This is a genomic window from Robbsia andropogonis (assembly GCF_000970345.1).
Taxonomy (GTDB): domain Bacteria; phylum Pseudomonadota; class Gammaproteobacteria; order Burkholderiales; family Burkholderiaceae; genus Robbsia; species Robbsia andropogonis.
Map to the genome: position 1 here is coordinate 113,756 of NZ_LAQU01000006.1, position 21,309 is coordinate 135,064.

At 60.8% G+C, this 21,309-nt stretch carries 18 protein-coding genes, 2 tRNA genes and 1 pseudogene; 1 reads left to right on the plus strand and 20 read right to left on the minus strand.

Annotated elements, in window-relative coordinates; all coding sequences use genetic code 11:
- Window positions 1–42: 42 nt before the first annotated feature.
- The 4 genes from WM40_RS07970 to WM40_RS07985 form a co-directional block, all read right to left on the minus strand.
- Window positions 43–669, minus strand: a complete 627-nt coding sequence (locus WM40_RS07970) for a glutathione S-transferase family protein (protein WP_024901400.1) — start codon at window positions 667–669, stop codon at window positions 43–45.
- Window positions 670–742: 73 nt separating this feature from the next.
- Window positions 743–1,387: a methylated-DNA--[protein]-cysteine S-methyltransferase gene (locus WM40_RS07975; protein WP_081764706.1), complete on the minus strand. Its 645-nt coding sequence runs from the start codon at window positions 1,385–1,387 to the stop codon at window positions 743–745.
- On the minus strand, window positions 1,374–3,134 hold the full coding sequence (locus tag WM40_RS07980; RefSeq protein WP_024901402.1) for a DNA-3-methyladenine glycosylase 2 family protein: 1,761 nt from the start codon (window positions 3,132–3,134) through the stop codon (window positions 1,374–1,376). The genes WM40_RS07975 and WM40_RS07980 overlap by 14 nt, the downstream gene beginning before the upstream one ends.
- Window positions 3,135–3,183: 49 nt before the next feature.
- Window positions 3,184–4,101 carry a LysR family transcriptional regulator gene (locus tag WM40_RS07985; RefSeq protein WP_046152664.1) on the minus strand — a complete coding sequence of 306 codons (918 nt, stop codon included), beginning with the start codon at window positions 4,099–4,101 and terminating at the stop codon, window positions 3,184–3,186.
- 428 nt (window positions 4,102–4,529) lie between these two features.
- Here WM40_RS07985 and WM40_RS07990 point away from each other — a divergent pair.
- Window positions 4,530–4,606, plus strand: a tRNA-Pro gene (locus WM40_RS07990).
- Window positions 4,607–4,985: 379 nt separating this feature from the next.
- On the opposite strand, the pseudogene WM40_RS07995 reads toward WM40_RS07990, so the two are convergent.
- The 16 genes and pseudogenes from WM40_RS07995 to aroC form a co-directional block, all read right to left on the minus strand.
- Window positions 4,986–5,441 (minus strand): annotated as a pseudogene (locus WM40_RS07995) (MerR family transcriptional regulator); the annotation flags it as partial.
- 59 nt (window positions 5,442–5,500) lie between these two features.
- The gene (locus WM40_RS08000) at window positions 5,501–5,914 is read right to left on the minus strand and encodes an integration host factor subunit alpha (protein WP_024901405.1); all 414 of its coding nucleotides are present in this window, start codon (window positions 5,912–5,914) and stop codon (window positions 5,501–5,503) included.
- A 217-nt stretch (window positions 5,915–6,131) separates the two neighbouring features.
- Window positions 6,132–8,564, minus strand: a complete 2,433-nt coding sequence (gene pheT, locus WM40_RS08005) for a phenylalanine--tRNA ligase subunit beta (protein WP_046152619.1) — start codon at window positions 8,562–8,564, stop codon at window positions 6,132–6,134.
- Window positions 8,565–8,777: 213 nt separating this feature from the next.
- Window positions 8,778–9,791, minus strand: coding sequence for a phenylalanine--tRNA ligase subunit alpha (gene pheS, locus WM40_RS08010; RefSeq protein WP_024901407.1), 1,014 nt, complete (start codon window positions 9,789–9,791; stop codon window positions 8,778–8,780).
- Window positions 9,792–10,086: 295 nt separating this feature from the next.
- Window positions 10,087–10,446 (minus strand): 50S ribosomal protein L20, encoded by a 360-nt coding sequence (gene rplT, locus WM40_RS08015; RefSeq protein ID WP_024901408.1) that lies wholly within the window; start codon window positions 10,444–10,446, stop codon window positions 10,087–10,089.
- A 21-nt stretch (window positions 10,447–10,467) separates the two neighbouring features.
- Window positions 10,468–10,665: a 50S ribosomal protein L35 gene (gene rpmI, locus WM40_RS08020; RefSeq protein WP_024901409.1), complete on the minus strand. Its 198-nt coding sequence runs from the start codon at window positions 10,663–10,665 to the stop codon at window positions 10,468–10,470.
- Window positions 10,666–10,932: 267 nt separating this feature from the next.
- On the minus strand, window positions 10,933–11,454 hold the full coding sequence (gene infC, locus WM40_RS08025) for a translation initiation factor IF-3 (protein ID WP_081764707.1): 522 nt from the start codon (window positions 11,452–11,454) through the stop codon (window positions 10,933–10,935).
- Window positions 11,455–11,503: 49 nt separating this feature from the next.
- Window positions 11,504–13,411, minus strand: coding sequence for a threonine--tRNA ligase (thrS, locus tag WM40_RS08030; RefSeq protein ID WP_046152620.1), 1,908 nt, complete (start codon window positions 13,409–13,411; stop codon window positions 11,504–11,506).
- A gap of 327 nt (window positions 13,412–13,738) precedes the next feature.
- Window positions 13,739–13,815: transfer RNA gene (locus WM40_RS08035), tRNA-Val, on the minus strand.
- 95 nt (window positions 13,816–13,910) lie between these two features.
- Window positions 13,911–16,208: a RelA/SpoT family protein gene (locus WM40_RS08040; RefSeq protein ID WP_024901412.1), complete on the minus strand. Its 2,298-nt coding sequence runs from the start codon at window positions 16,206–16,208 to the stop codon at window positions 13,911–13,913.
- Window positions 16,209–16,248: 40 nt separating this feature from the next.
- Complete coding sequence (locus tag WM40_RS08045) at window positions 16,249–16,602, minus strand: RidA family protein (RefSeq protein WP_024901413.1); 354 nt, start codon at window positions 16,600–16,602, stop codon at window positions 16,249–16,251.
- Window positions 16,603–16,761: 159 nt separating this feature from the next.
- Window positions 16,762–17,685 (minus strand): alpha/beta fold hydrolase, encoded by a 924-nt coding sequence (locus tag WM40_RS08050; protein ID WP_046152621.1) that lies wholly within the window; start codon window positions 17,683–17,685, stop codon window positions 16,762–16,764.
- Window positions 17,682–18,362 carry a 3-oxoacid CoA-transferase subunit B gene (locus WM40_RS08055; RefSeq protein ID WP_046152622.1) on the minus strand — a complete coding sequence of 227 codons (681 nt, stop codon included), beginning with the start codon at window positions 18,360–18,362 and terminating at the stop codon, window positions 17,682–17,684. The genes WM40_RS08050 and WM40_RS08055 overlap by 4 nt, the downstream gene beginning before the upstream one ends.
- Before the next feature lie 19 nt (window positions 18,363–18,381).
- Window positions 18,382–19,092: a CoA transferase subunit A gene (locus WM40_RS08060; protein WP_024901416.1), complete on the minus strand. Its 711-nt coding sequence runs from the start codon at window positions 19,090–19,092 to the stop codon at window positions 18,382–18,384.
- A 323-nt stretch (window positions 19,093–19,415) separates the two neighbouring features.
- Window positions 19,416–19,871: an acyl-CoA thioesterase gene (locus WM40_RS08065; RefSeq protein WP_253464987.1), complete on the minus strand. Its 456-nt coding sequence runs from the start codon at window positions 19,869–19,871 to the stop codon at window positions 19,416–19,418.
- Between the two features lie 223 nt (window positions 19,872–20,094).
- Entirely contained in the window at window positions 20,095–21,195 is a 1,101-nt protein-coding gene (gene aroC, locus WM40_RS08070) for a chorismate synthase (protein WP_024901418.1), read from the minus strand.
- Between the last annotated feature and the right edge of the window lie 114 nt (window positions 21,196–21,309).

The following is a 21,309-nucleotide window of genomic DNA, read 5'->3' on the forward strand; positions in this document are numbered from 1 at the left end:
ACACGCTGCGGTGGGCGACACGCTTCGCCGACACACGAATGCTCATGCGACAGGCGTCTGCAAAAAAGCCGGACGTTGCTCGACCTTGTGCGAGTAGGCCAGTAACACCGGGTAGTCATCCAGACGGAAGCCTGGCACGGTATCCCCGAGCATATGGCGCGTGAAGCCCAGCGTGACTGCCGCGGTGATGCCATCCTGCGTTATCGTATCCGTGCCGACCAGGGGATGCGCCATGACCTGCGCCTCGAGCGTCTGGTAAGCGGCCTGTAGCTGCTCGCTTACTCGCGTGAGCCATGGCGTATGCTGCTTCTCTTCCGGCCGCAGATGGCGTTCATAAACGATCTGCATCGTCTTTTCACAGGCGGCGAGACTCAAACCGATAACGCGCAGTGCCTGCGTGCGCGCGGCGAAATCGGCCGGCATCAGACTGCGCAAACCACGACTTGCCGCCAGCCCCTCAAGATGATCGAGGATCAGCGTGGAGTCGATGAGCCATTGCCCGTCATCGAGGACCAGCGTGGGTGCCTTGACGATCGGGTTGATCCTTTTGAAATCATCGTAATGACGGAACACCGACAACGCGTCGTGCTCGAACGGCATCCCCCACTCACGCATTGATAGGGCCACGCGGCGTACAAACGGCGAATCCAGCATGCCAATCAGCTTCATCTCGTTCCTTCTGTCGGTAAGGGTAAAGATGCAAGCGTAGCCCAGCCCGAAGACCTTGCCTATTGAGTTAATTTCAAGCGCATGTGAGGCCGGAGACGATCGGCACGGCGTCGAACAGGCCACGATTACCGGCAATGCCCCCTTCCAGCGCCAGCAAATGCTGCTTGCGGTCCAGCCCGCCCGCATAACCGGTCAGCGTGCCGCCACTCCCGATGACACGATGACAGGGCACGATCACCGAGACCGGATTGCGCCCCACGGCATTACCGATGGCCCGCGAACCACCCGGCGGCAGGCCGGCGGCGTTCGCCAGACTGCCATAGCTGACCTGCCGACCAAACGGGATATCGAGCAGCATAGCCCATATGTGTTGCTGGAACGGCGTTCCCGACAACGCCAACGGCACCGTAAAAGCCTGCAGGGCCCCGCTGAAATACGCCATCAATTCCTCATATCCTTGCCGTACGGCGTCCGGCAATCGCGGCGCTGACGTGTGCGCGGAAGACACGACCGCGAGGTGCGCCGGGAAATGCTTCTGCCCGGCGAACCACAGTCCACTCAGATGACGGTCGTCTCCGCGCAGCACGACGTCACCCAAGGGGCTGGGAAGGAGAAATCCCGGGCGACTGTCCGGCGCATGCGCGGCACGGCGCTTGACCGATGGTTGCGCGGTGCATGACGGCGCGACGGCGCTTTCGGTCGAATCATATCGTTGCATCTTCTTCTCCATCGATGGGCAGCGCCTGCGCCGCGCCGAACGGCGTCAACGATTGCGCTTCCCTTGACCGGCTTGTCCGCGTCGGTCGATGCGTTTTCATGGCGCCGGACGGCCCCGTGGACGGCGTATCGCCATCACCCGCCAGACGCCACAGGTGCATGGCCGCGTAAGCACGCCAGGGCGCCCATCGCGTGACGTGTTCACGCAAGGCCGCCGCGGATGAACAGCCGGTTTGTTTCAACAAAATGCCATCGCCTTCCGGCCAGGCGTTAGGCCAGCCAAGCGCCCGCATCGCGATGTATTGGGCCGTCCATGCGCCGATACCCGGCAATGCCTGCAACGCGGCCAGCGTATCGGGCAACGGGGCACCGCTCAGGGACAACGGGGTCACCGAGATCGCTTTATCGGTCAGCGCCCGCGCAAACGCCACGATCGCGCGGGCCCGCATGCGAGTCATCCCGATGGGACAGAGCCGATCCGCTTGCGCATCGGAGGACAACCCGTGCAACGCATGATGCACGGTGGCCGCGGTGGGAAAGCGCCGGGTCAGCGCCGCCGGTCGATGCGGGTCATCGGGCAATGCATGGCCAAACACATCGACGAACCGCCCCAGCTTCGCCACGCACTGGGCGACACTGACAAGTTGTCCCAGGATGGCGCGCACCCCCATTTCAAATCCGTCCACCGCGCCGGGCACCCGTATACCGGGCAAAGCGTGCGCCAACTCTCCGAGATGCGCATCGATGCGATCCGGCTGCGCATCCAGATCGAACACTCTGCGAATGCACGGCAATACCTGCGTCAACACCGGCGTCAGCGACGGCGACAGGAGAACGATGATCGCGTTGGCATGCGGTGCGTGCGTCACACTGAACCAGCCATCGATCATCGCCGCGCGTTTCGAGCCTGCCTGCGCATCGCCACCCGCATTCCTCTCGCCAACGGCGGAATCGGCCCGCCCCGGCGCGGGCCAGGATAGCGTGCGCGCGTAGCGTTCGCCATCCGCATATTCCACCCCGGGAATAGCACGGCGGCGCAGGAATCCCAGCAGATGGGTCCATGCATAGGGCGGCCGATACGCAAGGGGCAACACTAAAGGCGGCGCTGCCTGTATGGCCGTGGTACGAGCAACGGTTGGCGAGCGCTCATACGGCGCCTGCTTGCGCAAGCGTCCCGGACTCAAGCCATACCGTTGTTGAAACAGGTCATTGAATCGCCGCACGCTGCCAAAACCGGATGCATGCGCGATCGCGGTGACCGGCAGCGCAGTATCGGTCAGCAAGCGCTTTGCCATCAGCAAGCGCTGCGTTTGTGCGAACGCGACGATCGACACGCCATACGCCGCCTGAAACAGCCGGCGCAGATGCCGTTGCGTCACGCCCATCCGGGCCGCCAGTGCCTCGACATCGCGATGATTCAGGAAGCCCTCGACAATCAACGCCGCGGCCGCATCGGCCAAATGTGACGGTGCGGAGGCGACGCCAAGGACCGGGTCCGCTGTCGCGCGGATCAATGCTCCGCGCGCCGGGGCCAGCTCTGGACGGCAACGCAGACAGGGACGGTAGCCAGCATCTTCCGCCGCCGCGGCGGAGCCAAAGAAGTGGCAGTTCCGCCGTTGCGGCGCACGCACCGCGCACACCGGACGGCAATAAATCCCCGTCGATGACACGCCGACGAAGAACCAGCCGTCAAAACGGCGATCCTTGGCAAGCAAGCTGGTGTAGCAGATGTCGGGGTCGAGTTCCATACCGACACTCTAGCGTAAGGGCCGAGAACAAACTCGCTGTTTTCGGACATCACGAGGCGTCCGGCGGTTTCGCGAAACCCTGTTGCTCCAGGACGTCTGCCACACGGTCGGCAAATGCGCGCGCCAGCAATGACAGCGGCTCGACACTGGAATGAACCAGACTGACCGTCAGTTCGGCACCCTCGTCAATCGGCCGCACGACGAATTCACCGCCCGTACGGCTCTTTACCGAAAACTCATCGACCAGCGCGACCCCCGCCCCAGCCGCGACGATCGAGCAGGCATTCTGCGGCGACGGTACTTCCACGGCCACACGCAACGGCTCGTCAGCCTGTTGGTACATTGCTTCCACCAGCCGCCCGAAAGGCGTGCCCGGCGGATAGCCGATCAACGGAAACGGGCGCAAGTCCGTCATTTTCAGATGGGCATGATGCGTCAGCGGATGTCCCTCCGGCATGATGCAGACGATCCGCCCCTGGCGCAACGGCGTAACGGTTAAATTGGGATGCGCGACCGGCATGATGGTGATGCCAAGCTCCGCTTCATGCGAGATGAGGCTGTCGACCAAGGCGCCGAAGTTTTGCCCCCGCAATGTCACCTTGACGTCAGGATGCTGCGCACGAAAGCGGGTAATCGCGTGCGGCACGATCTGATGACTGATACTCGGACTGGCCACCACATGCACGATCCCGTGCCGCAACTCGGCCAGTTCCTGCGCGCACTCATTGACACGACGCACGCCTTGATAGACGTCGTCGACGCGGCGGAATAATTCACGCGCCTCGGGAGTGGGATAGAGTCGGCCCCTTGTCCGCTGGAACAGCGGGAAGCCCAGACGGGACTCCGTATAGGAAAGCAGGCGGCTGACCGCCGGTTGTGACACGCACAATACCCGCGCAGCAGCACTGATGGAACCGGAGGTCATCACCGCCCGGAACACTTCGATTTGCCTGAGATTCAATGCCATCTTGCTTATCGTTCGCATGAGTGGGTGCCCGACGATAGCAGAAAACAGCCGTGAACGATGCACGGTGGACGATGGACGAGGCTGCCCTGCGGCACGGCAAGGGCGGCAACCGTATGTTGTCGATTCGCACGACATGCGACAAATTTGCCGCGCACCAGGTTCATTCCCGCACACCTGCCGCAGATGACTGATCCTCTGGAACGTTGTCCGGTAAGACGAGTAACACCAGGAAGATGCGTGGTATCGCAACACGGGCTGACCGCCACATCGCGACACCGCACCAGGCGATGTGCATTTCCGCAGGCACGCGATCGCATCATGAACAGGAGGAGGAATGACATCCTTCGCCATCCCCCTCTCCCGCCAAGGTACGGCTTCATTCACGAAGCTTGTTCGAATCGCACGGTATGGTTATAATTGCGTTCTTTCGGGGCGTAGCGCAGCCTGGTAGCGTACCTGCATGGGGTGCAGGTGGTCGGAGGTTCAAATCCTCTCGCCCCGACCAAGACTGAGCCCGCATAATCATTCGGTTATGCGGGCTTTTCGTTTTGGCAGATGCAATATGGGGCCATCTGATATTGGAAGCGGTCCGATGCACGACGCCTTCAAGTCAACGTATCCAATCGATCAGATCGTCATCCATCGACAATGAAAATCACGCAGCACCACCGCCAGTAGGCGGTTCAGGACTCTTGTTCCGGGGAATGCTCCGGATTCGCTTCGTCGCCAAAGTCGAATTCCAACGCTTGTTCTTGCGCACGTTCGGCGGCTGATATCGCGGCAGACGCAGAACCGGTACTGCCCCTCCCTTGTAGCCTTGCCTCAGCCGACGGACGTGCAACCAAGGAAGTCCCCTTCGCGGTTGCCTGTGATACCGCCGCACGCAACGCATCCCGTACCTCGACGAGGTCGTCCCGCAGTCGACTCAAATCAACTGCCGCATTGTCGAAGGGGTTCGCCTGGCGCTCGCCAATCGAGAGGACGTCACTGCCATCGGGACCATTTGCCTCCCCTTCGGCCAATACCCCACCCGCAACATGCAGGTCCTCTTCCTCGTCATGGGCATGGGCCCCACCGGACAGCTTGTTGCGCGCACCGTTGATCGTGAATCCTTGCTCGTACAACAAGTCACGAATGCGGCGGATCAGCAATACTTCGTGGTGCTGATAATAGCGGCGATTGCCGCGGCGCTTGACCGGCTTGAGTTGCGTGAACTCCTGCTCCCAATACCGCAGCACGTGTGGCTTGACGCCACACAGCTCGCTCACCTCACCTATCGTGAAATAGCGCTTCGCCGGAATCGGCGGAAGAGGTAGGGCGGCAGTTGCAGCTTTATCCATGGTCAGGGTCAGCGCAATAGGTCAGCGGCAATGAGCCTGGGCATCCATGGCGCCACCGTTCAGCGAACGAGGGCTGTCTTGGACGTTCCGCCTTCCACGAGCCCCTTCAACTTCTGACTCGCATGGAACGTCACCACCCGCCGCGCGGCGATCGGAATCGCTTCGCCCGTTTTCGGGTTCCGGCCAGGGCGCTGCGGTTTGTCCCGCAATTGGAAGTTGCCGAAACCCGACAACTTCACGCATTCCCCGCTTTCCAGCGCGCTGCGCAACACGTCGAAAAACGCCTCGACCATGTCTTTTGCTTCACGCTTGTTCAATCCAACGTTGTCAAACAGCAATTCGGCCAATTCCGCCTTCGTCAACGTCGGCGTCTCGGATACATTGGTATTGGTCACGGTTACCGCTTCGCGCGTTAGCGTGCTGCGTTGGGCCGACACCAAGGCCTCGAATTCACTGGAGTCCATTTCATTCATATCAAATACCGGATGCCACCAGGCATCCTCGCCGTAGTCGTTTCCCTATCGGGATGCTCAGAATCCGGTCGGAAACATGTCGGGCAAGCCACGCACCGCGTGCCGATGCAAGCCTGTATGACCGCAGCACCGATACCAACTCGCCCATGTCCTAAATCCGTACGGATTCATTCAGGCAAGACGCATGGTCACATCGCACTGTGCCGTTCTCCCGTCATCAACCACGAAGCCGCGCGCCGAAATCACGCGCCAATCGGTCGACGAGGATCTGCACGGCCGCGTCGGCCGCACCCTCCTGAAGCGTCCCGCCAGTATCTTGCAAGCCAATTCTGAAAGCAAGGCTTTTCTCGGTGGTCGCCAGACCGCCCGATTGCCCATCCTTCGGTCGAAATTCATCAAACAAAGCAATATGTTGCACAATCTGGCAAGCTGGATCACGACGCGCATCCCGCAGTGCATCCAGGAGTGCCTGAACCCCCACTTCGCGGTCCACGACCACGGCAATATCGCGTCGTGCCGGCGGAAATTTCGACACCGGCACCGGGTCCGGCAACGCACGATCGGACAGCGCCGAAGCGTCCACCTCACACACCACCGGCGCCCGCGGCAGGTCGTATTTACGCTGCCAGCTCGGATGCAATTCTCCCAGCCAGCCGACCACCTTGCCGTCCACTTCCACACGGGCACTACGCCCAGGATGCAAGGCTGGGTGCGCGGCCCGCACAAAGCGGGGCACCACCGGCGCGAACAGCGCCTCCAGGTCCCCCTTGACGTCGAAGAAGTCCACCTGGCGCGCCGTCTCGCCCCATTGCTCGTCCGCAGCGCCGCCGTAGGCCAGCGCGCCCAGCCTGACCGGTTGCGCAATCCCTGCAATCGTCATCGGTCCCGCCGACACACCCGCATCGCGAACGAACACACGACCCAACTCGAAAACACGCACACGATCCGCGCGACGGCTCAAGTTATGCTTCAGCACATCGACCAGGCTGCCGATCAACGTGCTGCGCATCACCGACAACTGGCTCGCGATCGGATTCAACAGCTTGATAGGGGATGCATTCCCGGCAAAATCCGTTTCCCACTGCGCATCGACAAAGCCGAAGCTGACCGTTTCCGCGTAGTCCCTTGCCGCCGCGCGATGCCGGATGTCATGCACGGAACGATGGGTCTCATCCGTGCCGCGCATCCGGTTCGGCGCTATCGGCGCACGTAACGGAATCTTCTCGAAACCATGGATGCGCGCAACTTCCTCGATCAAATCCTCTTCGATTTCGATATCGAAACGATAGGACGGCGGCGTCACCGCAAATACCTCACCCTCCTGCGTGAACGGCAACCCCAGCCGCGTGAACACGTCGCTGACGATCGCGTCGCTGAGGGGAATGCCGATGATCCGCGCGGCCCGCGACACGCGCATCGCCACCGGCTTGCGTTGCGGCAGATTGACGATTTGATCATCGATCGGACCGACTTGGCCGCCACATACATCCACCAGTAAACGCGTGATCCATTCGAGATGATCGACCGTCGTCGCATAATCCACGCCACGCTCGAAACGGTGCGCCGCATCGGTCGAGAAGTTATAACGCCGCGCACGTCCGCGCACGCTGTCCGGCCACCAGAAAGCCGCTTCGACGTAGATGTTCGTAGTGTCAAGCGTGACTGCCGTACTGTCGCCGCCCATGATGCCCGCCAAGCTCTCGACGCATTGACCGTCCGCGATCACACCAACCTGTTCATCGAGCGTGACCGTATTGCCGTTCAACAGCTTCAACGTCTCACCGGTCTTCGCCCATCGCACATCCAGATCCCCGTGAATCGTGTCGAGGTCGAACACGTGCGTGGGTCGACCCAGTTCAAGCATCACGTAATTCGAGATGTCGACCAGTGCGGATACACTGCGCTGGCCGCAACGCGCCAAACGTCGCACCATCCATTCCGGTGTCTTGGCGCGCGCATTCACACCGCGAATGACCCGGCCGGAAAAGCGTCCGCATAAATCGGGCGCGCTGATCTTGACTTGGCGCAGTTCATCCAACGTCACGGCCACCGGCGTAAACGCTTCGCGCTGCAACGGCGCTCCGGTAATGGCGGCTACCTCACGTGCGATGCCGTGCACGGAGAGACAGTCGGCCTTGTTCGGCGTCAGCTTCACCTCAAAGACCTGATCATCTAGATCCAGATACGCCCGGATGGATTCACCAACCGGCGCGTCCTCGGCGAGGATCATCAGACCCACACTGTCATCGGACAACTTCAGTTCCTTGGCCGAGCACAACATGCCGGCACTTTCCACCCCCCGGAGCTTGCCCAACTTGATCTTGAACGGCGCCCCTCCGACCTCGGCCGGAGGCAGCTCCGCGCCGACCAACGCCGCAGGTACTTTGATACCCGGTGCCACATTGGGTGCGCCACAGACGATCTGCAGCGGCTCGCCGTGACCCACGTCCACGCGGCAGACGTTCAAGCGGTCCGCGTCGGGATGCTTCTGTACGTCGATCACCTGCGCGACCACGACCTTCGTGAACGGCGGCGCGGCCGGTGTCACGCCTTCCACCTCGATACCGGACATCGTCAACGCATGCGCAAGCGCATCCGTCGACAGCGGCGGATTGACGACTGTTCTAAGCCAGGATTCCGGGAATAACATCTTGTTCGTTTCCTTGTTGCCTTCTCTGCGCGATCCATTCGACGGCCTCGGTGTGCTACACCGTCGGCGCGGCGCCTTGTCGCGCAGATACCGTACCGGACGTCGCCGCGCGTCGCGCGATCCGATGCCCGATACCTATCCGAGAGCGGTACCGCCACCGCGCGAACCCATGCTCACGCATGCGCCCCACCCGGGATGCCCGCTCCGCTGACGTTACGCGAACTGCTTCAGGAAGCGCAGGTCGTTTTCGAAGAACGGCCGCAAGTCCTGCACGCCATAACGCAGCATCGTCAACCGTTCCAGTCCACTACCGAATGCAAAACCCACAAAGCGCTCCGGGTCCAACCCCATGTTGCGCACGACGGCAGGATGCACCTGGCCCGCACCCGAAATCTCCAGCCAACGCCCCGCATTCGCGCCGCGTTCGAACATCATGTCGATCTCCGCCGACGGCTCCGTGAACGGGAAATACGACGGACGAAAACGTACGACGATGTCGTCGCGTTCGAAGAACTGGCACAGGAAGTCCGTGTAGACGCCCTTCAGATCGGCAAAGCTGACGTTCTCGTCGATCCACAGCCCTTCGACCTGGTTGAACATCGGAGAATGCGTGGCGTCGCTGTCCACGCGGTAGGTCCGGCCCGGCACGATAACCTTGATCGGTGGCGTATGCGCACGCGCATAGCGGACCTGCATCGGGCTCGTATGCGTGCGCAGCAGCAACGGGCGTCCTTGCTCGTCCTTGTCCTCGATATAGAATGTGTCCTGCATCGAGCGTGCGGGATGGTTCTCCGGACTGTTCAACGCGGAGAAATTGAACCAGTCGTTTTCGATCTCGGGACCATCGGCCACATCGAAGCCGATCGACGCGAAGATGCGTTCGACGCGCTCGCGGGTCTGCATCACCGGATGCAGCGTGCCGGTCTGCGCCCGACGCCCCGGTAATGTCACGTCGATCGCTTCGGCTGCGAGGCGCTGGTTCAGCAATGCGTCCGCCAATGCCTGGCGGCGTGCGTTCAAGCCATCCTCGATGGCCTGTTTCGCAACATTGATTCGTGCGCCTTCCTGCTTGCGCACGTCCGGATCGAGCTTGCCCAGGCCCTTGAGCAGCTCGGTCAATTGCCCAGCCTTGCCGAGATACTTGGCCTTTTCATTTTCGAGCGCCACAACGTCATTGCATTGCGCAAAACCGTCGAGCGCGACCGTCACAATCTGGTCCAGGTCCATAAATCTCTTTTTAATGCGCCGCCGTCACCGCCATCCGGGTCGCTCGTACCGAGCGCAACCAAGGTGTCGACATTGCCTTGCTGCCAATGTCGCACGCACGCAGTCAGCGGACTATCACGTCAGCGAAATATTCGTCGCCTGATGGGTCACATCTCGCCATCATGCAATATCAACAAAAAAGGGGGCCACCAGCCCCCTTTCCCGCACTACAGCGCGATGTTGCCGCGCTTGCCCTCGCCTGGGCGACGGCGAAAAAAACGCGTGCACGCCATCCTGCGCGGCACGCGCGTTCTCCTTACGCTGCCTGCACTTCCTTCACGCGAGCAACGATTGCAGCAAATGCCGGCTTGTCGAAAATCGCCATGTCGGACAGCACCTTACGGTCCAGTTCGATAGCCAACTTCTTCAAGCCATTCATGAACACGCTGTACGTAACACCATGCTCACGCGATGCCGCGTTGATACGTGCAATCCAAAGCGCACGGAACACGCGCTTCTTATTACGACGATCGCGGTACGCGTACTGGCCGGCACGCATGACGGCCTGCTTAGCGATACGGTAGACGTTATTGCGACGGCCGCGGTAACCCTTGGCCTTGACAATGATCTTCTTGTGACGGGCCCGCGCTGTGACCCCGCGTTTTACTCTAGGCATGGAATGCTCCTATTTGCAGGGTTAAGCGTACGGCATCATCGCGCGCACGGACGCAACGTCCGATGCGTGGACACCTTCCGTACCACGAAGATGACGCTTGTTCTTCGTCGTCTTCTTGGTCAGGATGTGGCGCTTGAAGGCTTGACCGCGCTTGACGGTACCGCCCGGACGCACGACAAAGCGCTTGGAGGCGCTTTTCTTCGTCTTCATCTTCGGCATGAGAACCTACTCCAACTCTTTGGCATGACACCAGGTGTCCGGCTTCCGCCGTCCTTGCTTGACCCGACATCACTTGTTTTCGCGACATGGGACGGCAACACCGTGTCCATACCGCCCCCAATGACACACTGCATCATCGGAGCCCTGCACGCCGCTTGCACGCCAACGTTACGGCATCACCGCCATGGGTCCAAAACCCCCATCGCCTAGGTACCGCTCCGTCCGTTCAACCGCGTCCAACCAGCGCCTTACTGCTCTTAACCACGGTTACTTCTTCCGCCTCGGACCGATCACCATGACCATCTGACGCCCTTCCATCTTCGGCATCTGTTCGACCTGACCCACTTCATCCAGGTCCGTGCGCAAACGCTCGAGCATTCGCATGCCAATTTCCTGGTGGGCCATCTCGCGACCGCGGAACCGCAGCGTGATCTTCGCCTTATCGCCTTCGTCGAGGAACCGCGTCAGATTGCGCAACTTGACGTTGTAGTCGCCATCATCCGTACCCGGACGAAACTTGACTTCCTTGACTTCGACGATCTTTTGCTTGAGCTTGGCCTCGTGCGCCTTTTTCGACTCCTGGTATTTGAACTTACCGTAGTCCATCAGGCGGCACACGGGCGGCGCGGCGTTCGGTGCGATTTCCACCAAGTCGACATCGGCCTCGCTGGCCAGTCGGATGGCTTCAGCCAACTTCACAATGCCCAGCGGCTCGTTTTCGACGCCGTTCAAACGCACTTCAGGTGCGAAGATTTCACCGTTCAGACGATGAGACTTTTCCGTAGCGATGTTAGGTTTCCCCTATGATCGTTGATATTCGATGCGGCCGTACGCAGGCTTATTGGTAGGTCCGGATTTCTTCCAGAAGCCGAGCCGAGAACGTGTCCAGAGCCATGGTGCCCAGGTCCACATTGCCTCGCGCACGCACCGCGACGGTGTGCGATTCGCGCTCCTTTCCGCCCACAACGAGCAGATAAGGAATCTTTTGCATAGTATGCTCGCGTATTTTATAGCTTATCTTTTCATTTCGCAAATCAACCTCTGCCCTAACCCCTTGTTTTTGCAACGTTTGGGCAACAGATTGCGCGTAATCGGCCTGATCACCGGTAATATTCATCACTACCACTTGCACCGGCGAGAGCCAGGAAGGCATGGCGCCGGCATGGTTTTCGATCAACATGCCCAGGAATCGCTCGAACGAACCGATGATCGCACGGTGCAACATGACGGGTCGCTTGCGCGCATTGTCCTCGGCGACGTATTCCGCGCCGAGACGCTCCGGCAGCACGAAATCGAGCTGCAGCGTACCGCATTGCCATGACCGTCCGATCGCATCCTTGATGTGATACTCGATCTTCGGGCCATAGAAGGCACCTTCGCCCGGCAATTCCTCCCAGGAGAGATCACACTTGCGCAGTGCCTCGCGCAGCCCCTCCTCGGCACGGTCCCACTGGGCGTCGTCACCGGCACGTTTTTCCGGCCGCAGGGACAACTTCACCGCCACCTCGTGAAAGCCGAAGTCCTTGTAGATCCGCATCGTCAATTCATTGAAGGCGATCGCCTCCGAATTGATCTGGTCTTCGGTACAGAAGATATGCGCGTCGTCCTGGACGAAACCACGCACCCGCATCAGTCCATGCAATGACCCGGATGGCTCATTACGATGACAGGAGCCGAACTCGGCGAAACGCAACGGCAAGTCGCGATACGACCGCAATCCGTGATTGAAGACCTGGACGTGACCCGGGCAATTCATCGGCTTGACCGCGTACTCGCGTTTTTCCGATTCCGTGACGAACATGTTCTCACGGTAGTTGTCCCAGTGACCCGAGCGCTCCCATAGTGATTTATCCATCACCATCGGCGTCTTGATCTCGCTGTACCCGGACGCATTCAAGCGCTGCCGCATGTATTGCTCGACCGCCTGCCATAGGGCCCAGCCCTTCGGATGCCAGAACACCATGCCCGGCGCTTCTTCCTGCAGATGGAACAGGTCGAGCTGCTTGCCGAGCTTGCGGTGGTCACGCTTTTCCGCTTCCTCGAGCATCGTCAGATACGCGTCCTGGTCTTCCTTCCTGGTCCAGGCCGTGCCATAGATCCGCTGCAATTGCTCATTGTTCGCGTCGCCGCGCCAATACGCGCCGGCCACCTTCATCAGCTTGAATACCTTCAGCTTGCCGGTGCTAGGCACGTGCGGACCGCGACACAGATCGGTGAAGCCACCATGCGAGTACAGCTTGATGTCTTCGTCGCCCGGAATCGCGGCGATCAGTTCAGCCTTGTATTTCTCGCCGATGCCAGCGAAATAGGCAACAGCCTCATCGCGCGAGACGACACGACGCGACACCGGTTCGTCACGCTTGGCGATTTCCTGCATGCGCTTCTCGATGCGCTCCAAGTCTTCCGGCGTGAACGGCCGCGAATAGGCAAAGTCATAGTAGAAGCCATTGTCGATGACCGGGCCAATGGTGACCTGCGCCTCAGGATACAGCTCCTTGACAGCATAGGCGAGCAAATGCGCGGTCGAATGACGCACGATATCGAGGCCTTCCGGGTCCTTGTCGGTGATGATCGACAGCGCCACATCGCGATCGATCAGCGCCGAGGTATCTACCTCCCGACCATCGATCTTTCCGCCCAATGCCGCTTTTGCCAGCCCCGGACCGATCGACGCGGCGACTTCCGCCACGGTCACCGGGCGCTCGTATTGGCGCACGGAACCATCAGGCAAGCGTACCGAAATCATGCTGCTCTCCCACCCCGCCTTTTGGCGCGGATCAATTGAATCCCACTGTGCAACAACGCGCCTTCCCGCGAGGCACCCAGACGGTACCCGCCACGCCATCGACAAGCGGGCCACACAAAAACACGGATAAAAAAAATGCGGCCCACCAGGGGCCGCATTTCATTTTCGCGATATCGATAAACGAACTGAACCGGTCCCTATCAGGATTCCTGAGTCGTACCGGTCAGCGTTCGCAGGAACATCGTATTTCCTCGTCACGTTCGTCTATCGGGCACCGCTTCCGAATTGTACTTTCAACCCGGATATGCCTACTGACTGCAAATTCGTTGGTAGGCTCGATTGGATTCGAACCAACGACCCCCACCATGTCAAGGTGGTGCTCTAACCAACTGAGCTACGAGCCTAAAGAAGCAAGATTATAGAGCATCTACCGAAAGTTGCAAGCGCTATTTAACACATACCACCGCACTTCCCTCACCTGCCCCACCGCGCCTTCGCTTCACAACCGACGCGAGGCCCGAATCATACCCGAAATCTCGGATAAAACAAGTAGTGCCCGACGACATTGCTCGGCGCTGCGCACCTCCACTGTGAAATGCATATAGGCATGGTGGCGTTTCGATACCGTCTTGACACCCACGACGTTGATCTTCTCGCGTGCGAAGATATCAGAGATGTCGCGCAGCAGGCCTTGCCGATCCGTCGCCTCGATCATCAAGTCAACGGGATACACGGTATCGCCGCGACCACCGATCGCTTCGTCGGACCACGCCGTCTCAAGCACGCGCTCCGGCGCTTCTGCGGCCATCCGCGCAAACGTCGGACAGTCGGCACGATGAATCGACACCCCTTTGCCTCTCGTGACAAATCCGGCAATGGCATCCGGTGGCGCCGGGCGGCAGCAGCGCGCGAGCTGCGTCATCAGTGCACCCACGCCCACAACCAATACGCCGCTGGATGCCCCACTGGCAACACTGCGCCCGCTGCTCGACTTGGCGACGATCTCCGGCTGTTCTTCCACCACCGGCGGCCCGTCGTGCAATGCCTGTTCGACCTGCCGCAGGCTGAACTCCTCTTTCCCGACGACGACAAACAAGGCATCCGGGTTCTTGAAACCCAGCTTATTGGCCAGGTCATCCAGGTTGACAGACGTCTTCCCTTCCCGCTGAAGCGTCTTTTCGACCATCGCCCGACCCGTGGCGATGCTTTCCTGCAAATCGAGCGCGTTAAACCAGTTCCGCACCTTCTGCCGCGCACGCGGGCTATGCAGATACCCCAGGTTTGCATTCAGCCAGTCACGCGATGGGCCGCCTTGCTTGACCGCGATGATCTCAACCGTCTGGCCATTGCGCAACGGGGTATTCAACGGCACCATCGCACCGTCGACACGAGCGCCCCGGCAGCGGTGACCCAGGTCGGAATGCAGATGATAAGCAAAATCAACCGCCGTGGCGCCCTGCGGCAACGCAATCACGCGTGCCTGCGGCGTCAATACGTAAATGTGATCGTCGACCGGCGTCTGCTTGATCTGTTCCCACGCCTGCAACGCACTTTCCGGACGATCCAACCGGGGGGCGTTGCCGTCGGTGCCGTCGTCGACGCCTTCGCCACGCTCGCCGGCGATATCGTCCTTCCATGCCAGCAATTGCCGCAGCCAGGCAATCTTCTCGTCGTAGCGTTCGTCGGCGGCGAACTGTCCCGCATAACCGCGTGGCCCGGCCTCCTTATAGCGCCAGTGCGCGGCAACCCCATATTCAGCGAACTCGTGCATTTCACGGGTACGGATCTGCACCTCGAACGCCCGACCATCGTCACCGATGACAACCGTGTGCAGCGACTTATAGCCATTCGGCTTGGGGCGGGAAATATAATCGTCGAACTCCTTCGGGATCGGTTGCCACATGTTGTGGACAATTCCCAGCACCGAGTAGCAATCCTTGACGTCGCGCACGATGACGCGAAACGCGCGAACATCGTACAGCTCGGAGAAATCGAGGTCCTTGCCGCGCATCTTGCGCCAGATACTGTAGATATGCTTTGGCCGGCCGCTGACCTCGGCGACAATATCCGCCTCGGAAAGCGCTTCGCGTAGTTGCGCGATTGCGGCGCTGACATAGGCTTCGCGCTCGACCCGCTTTTCATCGAGCAGACGCGCAATCCGCTTGTAGGTGTCCGGGTCTTCGAAGCGGAACGCCAGGTCCTCCAATTCCCACTTGACCTGCCAGATACCCAGGCGATTCGCCAACGGCGCGTAGATTTCCAGAGTCTCGCGTGCGAGGTCCGGCGCAGGCGCGCTTTTCGTCGCCGCGTGATGGCGCAGCGTCTGCAGACGCGATGCAAAGCGAATCAGCACGACCCGGATGTCCTGCGCGAATGCCAACAGCAGTTTGCGCAACGATTCCACATGCAGGCGGCGCGCCGCCTCGGCATCGCGGTCCAGACCCTTGCTGCCGCGCTCCGCGGCCCGCACGCCGACGACGCCGAGCTGGGACAGCTTGCGCACGTCGGCAATCAGATGCAGCACTTCCGCCGCCAACGCGTCGCCGAGCAACGCCGTGATATCGTCGGTCCGGTCGGCGATCGGATACAGGATGGCGGCCAGCAGCGAAGGCAAATCCGCATCGAGCGAAGCGAGAATCCTGGCGGTCCCGGCCCCGTGATCGACCAGGGACTCGCCGGATTTCATCGTCATCTCCGACGCGACTTCCCGCACGCGCGCGCGCGCCGCGTCCAATAAGGGCGAGGCGTCAGGAGACCCGGCGGGCTCCGGGAGGGATGCGTCGTTTGCTGTTTCCATGAAATTCGTCAAGACCGATGCGCCGCCGTACTGTCCGCGATCAATCCTTTTGCGCGGCAACCACGACCACTTCCACGAGGCAAGCCGGATTCGCCAGCTTGGCTTCCACCGTCGCACGCGGTGGGGTATGGCCGGCGGCCACCCAGGCGTCCCAGGCCCGGTTCATTTCAGCGAAGTCGCGCATGTCGGCAATATAGATCTGCACTGAAAGCAGATGTTCCTTGTCGCTGTTCGCCTCACCCAGCAAGCGATCGATATGACCCAGGACTTCGACAGTCTGTGCGTAGGCATCACCCGTCGTGTCCTCGGCAATCTGTCCAGCCAGATATACGGTACGGTTGAAAATCGCGGTCTCCGAGAGACGCGCGCCAACGTGGTGACGAACGATCGGCATGCAATATATCCATTAAAAAGTGAGGGCGGACACGATTATCCCGAAGTGCCGACGCGTTTGCCCGCGCCAATGCCAAGCAACACGCCTTGCACATTTCTGGTGCAAGCATGCATGATACCCGCTCAGTGGATATTTTAAGCGAGGTGACGCCCCTTCCGTTTACGACGCGTGCAAAAACTGCGTAACGAGCACGGTCTGTGCCGGATCGACGAAGGTGGGCGCGTGTCCGACGCCCGGGACGGTTGCGCTCGAAAACCGCGCGCCGCACGCCAGCATCCGCTCTAATGTCTGCGCCGAAAATAAGTCCGAATCGCCGCCACGCACGATCAGTGTGGGGCAGCGTATCGATTCGAAGGCATGCCACATGCCTGCCTCGGCGGCATCCAGAGCGGCCGCGTCGAGCGAGGCGGCCATCCGGAACGCCTCGGCGATACCGGGATCCGCACGCAAAGCGTAGCCGACGACGGCACCGCCGTCATCGTAGACGCGCTTGAGCATTGGTGCATTCAGGGCGCGCCATTGCTCGGGCGTATGGGCGCCAAAGCCCGCGCTGTGCGCAGTGATGTAGTCGACACCCTCCTGCGCACTTTTGAACATCGGCGCCACAGTCCCGCCCCGTGCAGCCACTTCATCCAGATAAGCACGCAGCCGAATCAGCGATGACGGCTCCAGATGTGGCCCGACATCGTTGATAACCATCCGTTGGATCGGCGTGATCGGCATTGCCGCCAGCAGCATGCCTATCAAACCACCCATCGACGTTCCCAGGTAATCGATCCGGGTCAAATGCAATTGTGCGAACAACGCCAACATATCGCCGACGTACTGCGGGAGAACATAGCCGGCGGGATCGCTTAACCAGTCCGATTTACCCCGCCCGACGACATCCGGACAGATGACACGATGTGTCTGCGCCAGGCGCGCGGCCAGCACGTCGAAATCCCGCCCCGTCCGACTCAGGCCGTGAACGCAAAGCAGCACACGCGGGTTGTGGGGATCGCCCCATTCCACATAGGCCATCCTGTGCGGCCCCCTCGTACCGGCGCAGAGAATCGTGCCCGTGCGTGGCGTCGCCGCGCTCATGCGTCCGCGTCGCGCGGTAACGCTTGCGTGGTGGCGGTCACCGTGTCGTCAAAATGCACCGGCGCGCCGGTTTTCTCCCGCACCGTCTCGGGCGTGACGTCGGGTGCGAGTTCGATGACGTGCAGACCGTCGTCGGTCACGTCGATGACGCAGAGGTCGGTAATGATCCGATTCACGACGCCAAGGCCGGTCAGCGGCAATTGGCAAGCGGGCAGGATCTTGTGTTCATCCCCTTTCGCCACATGCTCCATCAGCACCACCACTCGCCGTACGCCGGCAACCAGATCCATCGCACCGCCCATCCCCTTGATCATCTTGCCGGGGATCATCCAGTTGGCCAGGTCCCCCTTCTCGCTGACCTGCATGGCGCCCAGAATCGCCAGATCGACGTGACCGCCGCGAATCATCGCAAACGAATCCGCCGACGAAAAAAACGACGAGCCGGGCAGCGTCGTAACCGTCTGCTTACCGGCATTGATCAGGTCCGCGTCGATCTGGTCCTCGGTTGGCGACGGGCCGATACCAAGCAAACCATTCTCGGACTGCAACCATACCTCCACGCCCGGCGGCACATAATTCGCCACCAGCGTCGGCAGACCGATACCGAGATTCACATAGAAGCCGTCTTCGAGTTCCTGGGCGGCGCGGGCCGCCATTTGTTCACGTGTCCAAGGCATGCTCGATTTTCTCCAGGATTCAGGTGGCGCTGGCGGGCGCACGAACGACGCGCTTCTCGATGCGCTTTTCCGGATGCGCATTGACGACGATCCGTTGCACAAAGATACCGGGCGTATGAATCGCATCCGGGTCCAATTGCCCGACGTCGACCAGTTCCTCGACCTCCGCGATGGTCACGCGGCCCGACATTGCACAGAGCGGATTGAAGTTGCGCGCGGTGGCGCGGAAGAGAAGGTTGCCAGCGCGATCGCCTTTCCACGCCTTGACCAGCGCGACGTCCGCACGCAGGGACGACTCCAGCACATGATCGATACCGTCGAACGCGCGCACTTCCTTGCCCTCGGCAACCATCGTGCCAACGCCGGTCCGAGTGAAGAACGCCGGAATGCCGGCGCCACCGGCGCGCAGCTTCTCGGCCAGCGTACCCTGGGGCGTGAACTCCAATTCGAGTTCACCCGCGAGGAACTGCCGTTCGAATTCCTTGTTCTCGCCCACATAGGACGAGATCATCTTGCGGATCTGCCTGCTTTCCAGCAATAGCCCCAGGCCAAAACCATCGACACCGGCATTATTGCTGATACAGGTCAAGTCCTTGACGCCACTCTCGCGCAAGGCCGCGATCAGGGCCTCCGGAATACCGCACAAACCGAAACCGCCGACGGCCAGCAACTGTCCGTCCTGCACAACGCCGGACAGTGCCGCCGCTGCGCTCGGATACACCTTGTTCATCTGCCTCCCCCCACGACTGAAGCGTTCGAGATAGGCCACCACGCCATTCAGAATCTTCCCGTCCGCAAGACCGTCACGGCCGGTTCGCCTGTGATGCGGCAACCGAAATGCGCCTCTTCGCCACGCGTTGGCGCGACGAATAAAGCTCGCGTGCGCCTGTTTGAGTGCGCAAGTGCTATTGTTCGGTGCAGCATAGCAGACCACTGCGCTGCCGGATCATGCGAAAACATGACTTACGGAGCGTTTACAGGAAAACCCTAATACGAGGCGGGGTAGCGTAGGGCGAGGCAGGCGTGCGGCACATGCTCTCCCCCGCCACGCCCTCAGGCTAATGGTGCCGGCAATCGCGCCCGCAAGGCATCCGGTAACGGAACGGATTGCCCTAATGCGTAGTCTGTCCACACTACGGTGGCTCCGCCGTCCGATACGACAACGTCCGGCTGGTCCTGGCGGCGCACGTCAAAGCGGGTATTCATGCTGCTGCGGCCAGGCGGCTTCGCGTACAGGGTGCAGATGATATCCGCCGGGTAGATCAACTGCCGGCGATAATTCATGAACGCATTGACCACGGCAGGGCCTTGGCCTACAGGCCGCTGCAGGCCGAGCGATTCGAGCCACAGGATGCGCAACTGGTCCATATACACAAAATACATGCTGTTGTTCACATGGCCATATGCGTCCATATCGCCCCACCGAATCGTCAGCACCGTCTGGAACACTTGCTGGAATTCGCTATCGAGCGCCGCACCGGAGTCACCGGCTGAAGGTGCCGCACCCACGGCGGCGAGATCTCGCCCGGTGCTTACCACCTTGGGCATTACCGGCTCGCGCCGCTCGCTTGCATCATCCATCGAATTCTCTCCTTTGCGCCATCACCGAAAACGCTAAAATAGCACGCCCGTGCGTCACAAGAGAGGCTTGTCCGTGACCACGGGACAATATCAGAATGATTCCATTACAAACCGGCCGCGGACATCGCGTTCGTGTGCCCAAAACGGGCTATCAGGGCTTCGCGGCCGGAACGCGCGGTGTATCGGTCCGCACATCGGCGTTCTGTGCGCGATGGCGTAATGCGTGATCGATCAAAACCAATGCCATGACCGACTCAGCAATCGGCGTTGCCCGGATACCGACGCACGGATCGTGACGTCCAAACGTCTCCACCGTCGCGCCGCCGCCATTCAGATCGATCGATTCACGCGGCACACGAATGCTCGACGTCGGTTTGATCGCGATGGAGGCGACGATGTCCTGCCCGGTGCTGATACCACCAAGCACACCACCAGCATGATTGGAAGCGAATCCGGCAGCGGTGATTTCGTCACCATGCTCGGAGCCGCGTTGGCGAACGCTGTCGAACCCATCGCCGATCTCAACGCCCTTGACCGCATTGATGCCCATCAGCGCGTGAGCGATATCCGCATCCAGCCGGTCGAACAGCGGCTCGCCCCAGCCTACAGGCACGCCATTGGCCACCACGCGGATGCGCGCGCCGATCGAATCGCCATCACGACGCAATTCATCCATATAGGCTTCAAGTTGCGGCACGATCCCCGCATTCGGCGCGAAGAACGGATTGGTCGGCACGTCTTCCCAGGATGCAAAGGGAATATCGATCGGTCCGAGTGCGCTCATATGCGCACGCACCACGATTCCATAGCGCTCCAGCAGCCATTTCTTCGCCACCGCTCCCGCCCCCACCAGTGGCGCCGTCAGCCGCGCAGACGAACGGCCGCCACCACGAAAATCGCGAATACCGTATTTCTGCCAGTACGGGTAATCCGCGTGGCCGGGCCGGAAGGTCTGCGCGATATTGCCGTAGTCCTTGCTACGCTGATCGGTATTGCGGATCAGCAGGCCGATGGGCGTGCCGGTGGTTTTGCCCTCGAACACCCCTGATAGGATTTCTACCTGATCGGCTTCCTGGCGCTGCGTCACGTGGCGTGACGTGCCGGGACGGCGTCGATCGAGTTCGATCTGGATGTCGGCTTCGGCAAGCGCCATGCCGGGAGGACAGCCATCGATCACACAACCGATAGCAGGGCCGTGTGATTCACCAAAGGTGGTGACGGTGAACAAGGTGCCGAGCGTATTTCCGGACATGATGCGGGAAGCCTGCAGAAGGACGTGGTGAAGCCGGCATTTTACCCCACCCGTCGCGGCAGCCCGCATACCATTGCCAACCGCCCGACCCCGTTACGCAACGCGGCTCGGGCG